Genomic DNA, 10063 nt, shown 5'->3' with positions numbered 1-10063 from the left:
TTAGGCTGGGGATAGCTGTTTCTTTGGTTACTTTCTTTGCAGCAGCAAAGAAAGTGACCCCCGCCCCGGGGAGGGGCAGTGCCAATAGACCACCACGAATACAGGCAATCCATAGAAGCCCAAGGCTCTAAGCAGCAAACGCCCGCCCAACAATCCCCCCATGATCGAAACGCGCCGGCAGCGTGCCATAAACGCGCCCCGTTTCACCACGCCCATCACCGAGCCGCGTATCAATGAACGCATCCGCGACTTCCCGCGGCGCATGCCGCGCCAGCAACACCCCTTGCGCGCAAAGCGCCACTTGCTGCGCGATGCGCCGCGCCGACGCTTCCCGCGCGCCCGGATCGCCCGTCAGCATATCGACGAGCGTCGCCAGCGCCCCCGCCAGCGCCGGATGCGCGCCCGCCGTCGTCCTCCAGTCGTCGAGCAGCGCATGCGCGGCGTCCTGCGCGCGCTCGAACGCGCGCAGCACATCGAGACACATCACATTCCCCGAACCTTCCCAGATCGAATTGACCGGCGCCTCGCGATAGAAACGCGCCATCGGCCCGGTCTCGACATAGCCGTTGCCGCCCCAGACTTCCATCGCCTCGCCGGTGAATTCGAGCGCGCGCTTGCACACCCAGAACTTCGCGGCGGGCGTCACGATGCGCCGCCACGCGCGCTCGGCGAGCGCTCCGCCCGGCGCGGCGCTCTGCTCGAACGCGCCCGCGAGTCGCATGAACAGGACCGTTGCCGCCTCGGATTCGAGCGCGAGATCGGCGAGGACGTTGCGCATCAACGGTTGATCGACGAGACGCGCGCCGAATACGCTGCGATGCCGCGCGTGATGGATCGCCTGCACGAGCGCCGCGCGCATCAGCGCCGCGCTGCCGATCACGCAATCGAGCCGCGTGAAGTTCGCCATCTCGATGATGGTCGGCACCCCGCGCCCCTCATCGCCGATCATCAGGCCGTAGGCATCGAAGAACTCCACTTCGCTGCTCGCGTTCGAACGGTTGCCTAGCTTGTCCTTCAGGCGCTGGACCTGCACCGCATTCTTGCGGCCGTCCGGCGTGAAGCGCGGCACGTAGAAGCAGGACAGGCCGCCTTCGTCGGCGGTGCGGGCGAGCACGAGATGCGCGTCGCATTGCGGCGCCGAAAAGAACCATTTGTGACCGACCAGCCGATACGCACCGCCACGTCCCGGCGCGCCCAGCGCATGGGCGCGCGTGCGGTTGCTGCGCACATCCGAGCCGCCCTGTTTTTCCGTCATGCCCATGCCGATCATCATCGAATGCTTGCCGGCTTCGAGCGGAATGTCGCGCGGATCGTGCTCTCGCGACAGCAGCGGCCGCGTGATTCGCGCGAACAGATCAGGCTCGTTGCGCAGGATCGGAATGCTCGCGAACGTCATCGTGATCGGACATAGCGAGCCCGATTCGAGCTGGCCGTGCAGATAGTAGCCGGCACAGCGCGCGGCCATCGATCCGGCCCGCGCCGACGGCTCGAACGGCAGCGCGTGCAGTCCTTCGCGCCGCAGACGCCGCAGCAATTCATGCCAGGCCGGATGAAACTCCATGGCGTCGATGCGCTCGCCGCGCGGACTATGCGTCGCGAGTTCCGGCTCGTGCCGGTTGGCGAGTTCCGCCAGCGCGACGACGTCCGGCTGCGTCAGCGCCATGCCGTCGCGCGAAAGCGCTTCCGCGTGCCATTGCGCGCCTTCGCGCTCCACGGCGGCGGCGAGCGCCGGATCGAAGGCGAAAGCGTCATAACCGACGAGCGGCGTCGCCTGATTCGTGACTTCGTGTGTCTGCCCGAACGGGCGATCGGCGGGATCGGACATCGTCGGCCTCCTTCTTTGCGCGCGGATCGGCGGCGCGGGAATTCGTCACTGTCGGGCGGGCGCAACAGCCATTCCACTGTCCCGGACGCCATCTCGAATTCAAGAATCATAGGCCGCGCATTGGTCGGACGTGTAGAGGCATCGTTCTTTTCAGACTCACGCACACCGTTCTGATGCGCATTCCTAAAGCGCCGATCACTGAGATAAATCCGATTGTTACTCCCGCCCCAATGACGCGCAGGACCCCGAACCTATAATCGGCTCGCCTATTCGGGCGGATGCAATAACGCCTTTCACGGAAGCATTCTCAATGAGCATCAACCTCAATCAACTTGTCCAGAGCGCTTTGACAGAAAGCGTCTTGCAACACATTTCCGGGCGCATCGGCTGCGCGCCGGAATCGGCCAAGCGCGTGGTGTCGCTGTGCGGTCCGGCGCTCATCGGCGCAATGATGAACAAGGCGTCGTCGCTCGAAGGCGCGCGCAATCTGTTCGCGTCGATCATGGCGCCGGGCACGAACGCGCTGATCGCGGAAGAACTGCCGCATTTCGCCATTCAGGACGATGGCTTCAAAACGCTCGTCGATGCCGGCGCGAAGGCCGATTCGGCGGTCGCCTCGCACGACAGCATCAATGTGCTCGCCGAGCGCATCGCCGAATATACGGGCGTTGCGGCGAGCGCCACGCGCACGCTGATCGGCGTGGTCGTCGCGACTCTCTTCGGCGTGCTCAAGCGCCATCTCACGCAGCACAACGGCAATCCTGAACAGCTTCCGACGCTCCTCGGCCATCAGTTGCCCGTGGTGCGCGCGAACCTGACAGACGCGTTCGCCAACGCGCTCGGTCTCGGTTCGGTCGGCGCGTTCCTCGCCGGTGTCGCATCGCGGCTGAAGGCCGTGGCGGCGCACCTCGAACATCCGGCGACGCAGGAAGCGGCGGACTTCTCGCAGCCGCCGGAAGCGCCTGTCGCGATCGATCAGCCCGTCAAGGAAACCGCCCGCAAGAAGAAGTGGTGGTGGGTCGCGCTCGCCGCCGCGCTCGCTCTGCTTGCGGTTCTGATCGGTCGCGGTTGCTCGACGGAAAAGCCGGAGCAGGACGCCGCGCCCCAGGCGAAGCCGGACGCGCTCTCCGATTCGGGTTCGAGCGCGGCCGCCGCTTCCGACACGTCGGCAACGGCATCGGCAACTCCCGATGAATCGTCGGCGCCCGTCGCGCTGCCGGGCAAGGACTCGACGATGTCGGTCGCGGTCGATGCATCCGGCGTTCCCACGCTGACCGCCACGGTGAACAGCGAGGAGGAGAAGCACCAGTTGATCGACGCACTCGCGGCGAAGCTCGGCGCGGACAAATTCCACGCGAAGGTCGCCGTCGATCCGGACACGAAGCCTGCTGCGTGGATCGCCAAGCTCGACGGCCTGCTGCCGGTCATGATGCTGCCGGGCGCGAAAGTGCGCATCGCGGGCGACAAGATCGATCTGGACGGCCGCGCGGGCGATCCGAAGCTCGGCTGGCTGGACAAGCTGAAGTCGTTCTTCGGCGAAGGCTGGACGATCGCCGCGACCGACACCAAGGCCGCAGCGAAGGCCCTGGCCGCTTCCGACGCCCAGTCCGCAGCGAGTTGCGCCGCCGGCGACGCCGCGAAGAATCTGAATCTGCATCCGATCACCTTCGGTTTCGCATCGAATGCGCTGCCGCACGCCGCACTGGACGAACTCGCCCAGTCCGCGAAATCGCTGAAGGAATGCAGCACGGCGGGCAAGCCGGTCAAACTGCGGATCGGCGGTTATTCGGACAGTTCGGGCAATCCGGCGTCGAATCTGCACTTGTCGAAGAAGCGTGCGCAAGCCGTGCGCAGCTATCTGATCCAGCACGGCGCGCCGGCGGACACGCTCACGGCGGAAGGTTTCGGCGACGCCCATCCGATCGCGGACAACGCGACGCGCGAGGGCCGCGCGGCAAATCGCCGAATCGAGTTCAAGGAAATGAACTGATCCCGGAAACGCCCGGAACTCGCTGAAAAGAACGCGCCGGTCCGCTCTTAGCGGCCGGCGCGTTTCGCATTTTGAGTCGGCGTGTCATGTATTCGGGTTGTCGCGTCGGGCGCGCGGGAATCCATCGGCCATGAAATCCCGATCGAGATTCGCCGGCAGCATTTCGCGCGCGACTTCGATCCACGCGCGCGCCGCGTGCGACAGATAACCGTTGCGCCGCCAGCCGAGCGCCATGTCCCAGTGAATTTCCGGCGCCACGACCCGACGGCAGGTGAACGCGTTCGCGTCGAGCCGGCGGCAATACGGCGCGGGCAGCAGCGCGATGCCGATGCCCGCCTGCACGAGCGCCGCCATGAAATCCCAGTGCCCGCTGCGGCCGACGATCGTCGGCGCGAAACCCGCCTCACGGCACGCGTTGAGCACGACGTCGTTGAGCGCGAGGCTCTCGCCGTAGAACACGAAGGGCTCGGCGGCGAGATCGGTGAGCGCGACTTCGCGGGCATCGTCCCAGCGCGACCCCTTCTGCGCGACGAGCCACAGAACTTGCCGGCTGACGGGCAGGACGTCGAACATCGCGGTATCGACGGGCTGCAGGACGCCGCCCAGCTCCAGTTCGCCGTCGATCAGTGCCGCCTCGATCGCCTTCGAGCCGCGCTCGAACAACTTGAGCTCGACCTTCGGATAGCGACGCCGAAACGCCGCGATGGCGGGCGTGAAAAGCGAACCGCCCATCGGCGGAATGCCTATCGTCAGCGTGCCGCGACCGAACGTGCCGAGATCGTTCAGCTCGGCCTCCAGCCGCGCGTGCGCCGCCAACACCTCGACGCCGCGCTGATAGACGATCTGCCCGGCGTCGGTCAGCACCATCTGGCGGCCTTCGCGCAGAAGCAGCGGCGAGCCGACTTCATCCTCCAGCGCCTTCACCATTTTGCTGATGGTCGGCTGCGTCACGAACATGTGCTCGGCGGCGGCGGTGAAGCTCTTCTGCTTCACGACTTCGATGAAGTACCGCAAGGCGCGCAATTCCATCTTCGGCTCCAGAATTCCACTTCGGAATGTTTTGGATAAGGTTAATTCATTTTTATTATGCTAGGTGCGCCCATATACTCGGGCTACAGGTTAACCCTAATCCAAGAGCCCGCCATGTCCGCTGTCGTCATGACTCATCCGCAATCCGCCTTCGGCCGCTTTCTGCGCGTCGTGGTGCAGTCCGCCGCGCTCGCGGCGATCTGGGTCGCGGCGGATTTCGTCGCGCGCAAGCTATCGCTGCCGGTGCCGGGCGGCGTGGTCGGTCTGGTCGCGCTGCTCGCGCTTCTGTTCTGCGGCGGCATCGCGCCGCGCTGGGTGAAGGCGGGCGCGGACTGGCTGCTCTCGGACATGTTGCTGTTCTTCATTCCGGCGGCGGTCGCGGCGGTCCAGTACGGCGGCCTCTTCATGGAAGACGGCTGGCGCCTCGCGCTCGTCGTCGTCGGGGGAACGTTGATGGTGATGGTGGCCGTGGCGTTCGCCGTCGACCGTGCGGCAGGCCTCGAACGCCGCCTCGCGCTGCGCCGTGCGCTCGTGGCGCGGCATGCCGCGCGGGCCTGAGCACGCCGAGATGAACCACTTCTTCGCCGCTCTCATCGCAGACGACGCCGCGCGGCTCATCGCGGCGGGTTGTTTCGTGCTGACCATCGCGCTGTATTTCGCGGCCAAGCATCTTTACGCGCGCTTCCGGCAGCCGTGGCTCACGCCGTTGCTGGCCGTGCCGGCCGTGCTCGCGCTCGTCGTCGTGATGGCGCGCATTCCGTACTCGGTTTATTTCGCCGACACGCGCTGGCTCATGTGGCTGCTCGGTCCGGCGACCGTCGCGTTCGCGGTGCCGATCTATGAATACCGCGCGCTCATCAAGCGTCACTGGATTTCGCTGACGGTCGGCGTGACGGTCGGGATTCTGGTGGCGGTCGGTGGATCGCTGATGCTCGCGAAGCTGCTGCATCTGTCGCCGGAACTGCAGCGCAGCCTCGCGACGCGCTCGGTTTCGACGCCGTTCGCGCTCGCCGTCTCCGACAAGATTCACGCGCCGAAGGATCTGACCGCGCTTTTCGTGATCGCGACGGGCGTCTGCGGCATGCTGTTCGGCGAAATCGTGCTTGCGCTCGTGCCGTTGCGCACGCGGCTTGCGCGCGGCGCGTTGTTCGGCGCGGCGGCGCACGGCGTCGGCACGGCGAAGGCGCGCGAACTCGGCAGCGAAGAGGGCGTCGTCGCGAGCCTCACGATGATGATCGCGGGTGTCGCGATGGTGCTGCTCGCGCCGTTGCTGAGCGTTTTGCCGTTTTAGTCAATTTCGCGATCGATCGCAGATTTCGGAGTATTCAACGGTGTGCACGTGCCGGTCGGATGCGATAAAGCTGCATCTCAAAACGGCAATCGATCATGCAGCGCGTGTCCATCATTATTCCCTGCTACAACGCGGTCAGAACGCTTGCGCGAGCGCTGGATAGCTGCCTCGCGCAGGCGCAAGCGGGACAGATTATCGTCGTGGACGATTGCTCCGACGATGGTTCCCGGGAAGTCGCGGCGTATTACGCGCTGAAAGATGCAAGAGTCATACTGCTTCGGATGCCTGAGAACGGTGGTCCCGCGAAAGCCCGCAACCTCGCAGCGCAGCACGCAGCTTTTCCAGTGCTGGCCTTTCTCGACGCGGACGACGAGTATCTGCCGAACGCGGTGAGCGATGCGTCGTCGTTCTTGCACGCCAATCCGCTGCAGCCGGCGGTTCGCCTCGACGTGCAGTACGCCGGCTTCCCATCGGAGATTTATGCGTTCTCCGATTTCGAAAAGCTTGCAGCCAACATGAGCGACACGGTCACGAGCAGTCTGGTCATGCGGCGCGCCGTCTTCCTGGCCTTGGGCGGCTTCCCCATCGACGAGAATTTCCGCCAGTTCGGCGGGGAAGACAGCGCCATGTTCCAGGCTATCGTGGAAATCTATGGCTGCTTTCGCATGGTCGACCGACAGCGCGTGCGTATGCACTATCATTCCGCGAGCCATGTGGCGCGTTATTTTTATCGCGGGATGGGCGTCCTCGAAACGCCGGATCACGAGAAACGGGCTTTCCGCGAAGCCGCCGAGCGCTTTCTGCAAAATGCCCGGAAGTCAGTCTGGCAAGGCGACTGAAGACAGACGAGCGCGCCGTCGCGGAAATCTCACCGAAAAATCAAATCGGCCTTGTCCGGGCGCCGTTGCCCACTGCGAGACTTTGCTACAATCGACGCTCGCTTCCGAGGAGCGTTGCGACGGCCAGAAAACACGCAGGCCGCCAGGCTCGGAAGCATTCAATCCGGACGGTTCGAAAGCGCCACGCAATCAAGGCGCCCGCTGAGCCACCGCATCGAACGGCGCTCACGTCAACATTTCTAGACTATTTAGAAAGGAGGGCGTGATGAACGCCGCAGTTCTCGATTCCAATACCAAGGATTACGTCGTCGCCGACATGTCGCTCGCCGCATGGGGCCGCAAGGAACTCGACATCGCCGAAACGGAGATGCCGGGCCTCATCCAGACGCGCGAGGAATACAAGGCACAGCAGCCGCTGAAGGGCGCGCGCATCGCCGGTTCGTTGCACATGACGATTCAAACGGGCGTGCTGATCGAAACGCTGACGGCGCTGGGCGCGGACGTGCGCTGGGCGTCGTGCAACATCTTCTCGACGCAGGATCACGCAGCCGCTGCAATCGCCGATGGCGGCACGCCGGTGTTCGCGTTCAAGGGCGAATCGCTCGACGAATACTGGGAGTTCTCGCATCGCATCTTCGAATGGCCGAACGGTCAGTTCGCCAACATGATTCTCGATGACGGCGGCGACGCGACGCTGTTGCTCATCCTCGGCGCGAAGGCGGAGAAGGACCGTTCGGTCATCGCCAAGCCGACGAACGAGGAAGAAGTCGCGCTGTACAAGTCCATCGGCAAGCATCTGGACGCGGATCCCACGTGGTACTCCACGCGCCTCGCGCACATCCAGGGCGTGACGGAAGAAACCACGACGGGCGTGCATCGTCTGTATCAGATGGAGAAGGAAGGCCGCCTGCCGTTCCCCGCCATCAACGTGAACGATTCGGTCACGAAGTCGAAGTTCGACAACCTCTATGGCTGCCGCGAATCGCTCGTCGACGGCATCAAGCGCGCAACCGACGTGATGATCGCGGGCAAGATCGCGGTCGTGGCCGGTTACGGCGACGTGGGCAAGGGCTGCGCGCAATCGCTGCGCGGTCTGGGCGCGACGGTGTGGGTCACGGAAATCGATCCGATCTGCGCGCTGCAAGCCGCGATGGAAGGCTACCGCGTCGTGACGATGGAATACGCCGCAAGCCGCGCGGACATCTTCGTGACGGCGACGGGCAACTACCACGTCATCAGCCACGACCACATGAAGGCGATGCGCAACAACGCGATCGTCTGCAACATCGGTCACTTCGATTCGGAAATCGATATTGCTTCGACGCGCCAGTACACGTGGGACAACATCAAGCCGCAGGTCGATCACATCGTCTTCCCGGACGGCAAGAAGATCATCCTGCTGGCTGAAGGCCGTCTCGTGAACCTGGGCTGCGCGACGGGCCATCCGTCGTTCGTGATGTCGAACTCGTTCACCAACCAGACGCTCGCGCAGATCGAACTGTTCACGCAGGGCAAGAAGTACGAGAACAAGGTCTACGTGCTGCCGAAGCATCTCGACGAGAAGGTCGCGCGTCTGCACCTCGGCCGTATCGGCGCGGAACTGACCGTGCTGTCGGATGAGCAGGCCGGCTACATCGGCGTCGACAAGAACGGTCCGTTCAAGCCCAACCACTACCGCTACTAATCGCGAGCGGCGGCGAATCGTTGCGCGGGGCGGGAGATCGCCCCGCGCAACCAACACGCATCAACCGGAGATTCCTCGATGACCCTGCTCCTGACATGGCTGATCAACGCGCTCGCGCTCTTGATCATCACCTATCTGGTGCCGTCGATCCACATTCGCAGTTTCGGCACGGCGCTCATCATCGCAATCGTGCTGGGGCTCATCAACGCGGTCATCAGACCCGTCCTCATCATCCTCACGCTGCCGGTCACGATCGTCACGCTCGGGCTCTTCATACTCGTCGTGAATGCGCTGTGTTTCTGGCTGTGCTCGTCGCTGTTGAAGGGCTTCGAAGTATCGGGCTTCTGGTCCGCGTTCTTCGGCTCGATCCTGTACAGCATCGTGTCGTGGCTGCTGTCGGCGCTGGTGTTCGGGAATCGTAATTTCGGGTGACGCTGGAGCGCGAACGCTACCGTTCGTCAGAAAACATCATGAAACCGATCGAACTCTCATTCGAGTTTTTCCCGCCGAAGACGCAGGAAGGCGTGGACAAGCTGCGCGCTACCCGCGCCGAGCTGAAGACGCTTTCGCCCAAGTTCGTCTCCGTGACGTTCGGCGCGGGCGGCTCCACGCAGCAAGGCACGCTCGACGCCGTGCTCGAAATGGCCGCGGAAGGCTTCGAAGCCGCGCCGCATCTTTCGTGCATCGGTTCGTCGCGCGAGAATCTGCGCGCGATTCTCGCGCAGTATCGTGAGCACGGCATTCGCCATATCGTCGCGTTGCGCGGCGATCTGCCTTCTGGCATGGGCGCGGTCGGCGAGTTGCGCTATGCGTCCGAGCTTGTGGCGTTCATTCGCCAGGAGCATGGCGACTGGTTCAATATCGAAGTGGCCGCGTATCCGGAGTTCCATCCGCAATCGAAGTCGCCGCGCGCCGATCTGGAAAACTTCGCGCGCAAGGTGAAGGCGGGCGCGAATTCCGCGATCACGCAGTACTTCTTCAATGCCGATTCGTACTTCAAGTTTGTCGAGGAAGCACGCAAGCTCGGCGTCGACGTGCCGATCGTGCCGGGCATCATGCCGATCACGAACTTCACGCAACTGATGCGCTTCTCCGACATGTGCGGCGCGGAAGTGCCGAAGTGGATCGCGCGCCGGCTCGAAAGCTTCGGCGACGATCGCGAGTCGATTCGCGCATTCGGCGTCGACGTGGTGACGGGTCTGTGCCGCCGCCTCATCGACGGCGGCGCGCCTGGGCTGCATTTCTACACGCTCAACGGCGCGTGGGCGTCGAAGACGGTCTGCGAGCGCCTCGGCTTCAAGAACGTCTGAGCTGCATCAAAGTTTCACCCGCGCGGCGCTCGCCGCGCGGTTCTTCTCTCTCCCCCTTCGTTATTCGCCTTTTTGCGCTGACAAACTCTGTCGCG

9 protein-coding genes and 1 riboswitch are annotated in these 10063 nt (G+C 64.1%); of the genes, 7 read left to right on the top strand and 2 right to left on the bottom strand.

What is annotated here, in order from left to right; all coding sequences use genetic code 11:
- Positions 1-127: 127 nt before the first annotated feature.
- Positions 128-1825 carry an isovaleryl-CoA dehydrogenase gene (locus QCE73_RS13985; protein WP_309881702.1) on the bottom strand — a complete coding sequence of 566 codons (1698 nt, stop codon included), beginning with the start codon at positions 1823-1825 and terminating at the stop codon, positions 128-130.
- A 361-nt stretch (positions 1826-2186) separates the two neighbouring features.
- Between QCE73_RS13985 and QCE73_RS13980 the strand changes: the two genes are divergently transcribed.
- Positions 2187-3815 (top strand): OmpA family protein, encoded by a 1629-nt coding sequence (locus QCE73_RS13980; RefSeq protein ID WP_309881700.1) that lies wholly within the window; start codon positions 2187-2189, stop codon positions 3813-3815.
- 84 nt (positions 3816-3899) lie between these two features.
- Here QCE73_RS13980 and QCE73_RS13975 read toward each other — a convergent pair whose 3' ends face one another.
- Complete coding sequence (locus tag QCE73_RS13975; RefSeq protein ID WP_309881698.1) at positions 3900-4844, bottom strand: LysR substrate-binding domain-containing protein; 945 nt, start codon at positions 4842-4844, stop codon at positions 3900-3902.
- 114 nt (positions 4845-4958) lie between these two features.
- Between QCE73_RS13975 and QCE73_RS13970 the strand changes: the two genes are divergently transcribed.
- From QCE73_RS13970 to metF, 6 genes are all read left to right on the top strand, one after another.
- Positions 4959-5402 (top strand): CidA/LrgA family protein, encoded by a 444-nt coding sequence (locus QCE73_RS13970; RefSeq protein ID WP_035499255.1) that lies wholly within the window; start codon positions 4959-4961, stop codon positions 5400-5402.
- Between the two features lie 10 nt (positions 5403-5412).
- Complete coding sequence (locus QCE73_RS13965; RefSeq protein WP_309881696.1) at positions 5413-6135, top strand: LrgB family protein; 723 nt, start codon at positions 5413-5415, stop codon at positions 6133-6135.
- Between the two features lie 95 nt (positions 6136-6230).
- Complete coding sequence (locus QCE73_RS13960; protein WP_309881695.1) at positions 6231-6974, top strand: glycosyltransferase family A protein; 744 nt, start codon at positions 6231-6233, stop codon at positions 6972-6974.
- 100 nt (positions 6975-7074) lie between these two features.
- Positions 7075-7208, top strand: a riboswitch (S-adenosyl-L-homocysteine riboswitch).
- 31 nt (positions 7209-7239) lie between these two features.
- The gene (gene ahcY, locus QCE73_RS13955; protein WP_309881694.1) at positions 7240-8658 is read left to right on the top strand and encodes an adenosylhomocysteinase; all 1419 of its coding nucleotides are present in this window, start codon (positions 7240-7242) and stop codon (positions 8656-8658) included.
- 78 nt (positions 8659-8736) lie between these two features.
- The gene (locus QCE73_RS13950; protein ID WP_035499250.1) at positions 8737-9090 is read left to right on the top strand and encodes a phage holin family protein; all 354 of its coding nucleotides are present in this window, start codon (positions 8737-8739) and stop codon (positions 9088-9090) included.
- Between the two features lie 38 nt (positions 9091-9128).
- The gene (metF, locus tag QCE73_RS13945) at positions 9129-9968 is read left to right on the top strand and encodes a methylenetetrahydrofolate reductase [NAD(P)H] (RefSeq protein WP_035499539.1); all 840 of its coding nucleotides are present in this window, start codon (positions 9129-9131) and stop codon (positions 9966-9968) included.
- The last annotated feature ends 95 nt before the right edge of the window (positions 9969-10063 follow it).

Source organism: Caballeronia sp. LZ029 (assembly GCF_031451275.1).
GTDB lineage: Bacteria > Pseudomonadota > Gammaproteobacteria > Burkholderiales > Burkholderiaceae > Caballeronia > Caballeronia jiangsuensis.
The sequence above is the reverse complement of the archived record's forward strand: the minus strand, read 5'-3'. Positions and strand labels throughout refer to the sequence as shown.

What these genes read in the sequence shown, in the direction of transcription:
- QCE73_RS13985 (WP_309881702.1), bottom strand. Translation starts at nt 1,825, where the DNA reads ATGTCCGATCCCGCCGATCGCCCGTTCGGGCAGACACACGAAGTCACG.
- QCE73_RS13975 (WP_309881698.1), bottom strand. Translation starts at nt 4,844, where the DNA reads ATGGAATTGCGCGCCTTGCGGTACTTCATCGAAGTCGTGAAGCAGAAG.
- QCE73_RS13970 (WP_035499255.1), top strand. Translation starts at nt 4,959, where the DNA reads ATGTCCGCTGTCGTCATGACTCATCCGCAATCCGCCTTCGGCCGCTTT.
- QCE73_RS13965 (WP_309881696.1), top strand. Translation starts at nt 5,413, where the DNA reads ATGAACCACTTCTTCGCCGCTCTCATCGCAGACGACGCCGCGCGGCTC.
- QCE73_RS13960 (WP_309881695.1), top strand. Translation starts at nt 6,231, where the DNA reads ATGCAGCGCGTGTCCATCATTATTCCCTGCTACAACGCGGTCAGAACG.
- ahcY (WP_309881694.1), top strand. Translation starts at nt 7,240, where the DNA reads ATGAACGCCGCAGTTCTCGATTCCAATACCAAGGATTACGTCGTCGCC.
- QCE73_RS13950 (WP_035499250.1), top strand. Translation starts at nt 8,737, where the DNA reads ATGACCCTGCTCCTGACATGGCTGATCAACGCGCTCGCGCTCTTGATC.
- metF (WP_035499539.1), top strand. Translation starts at nt 9,129, where the DNA reads ATGAAACCGATCGAACTCTCATTCGAGTTTTTCCCGCCGAAGACGCAG.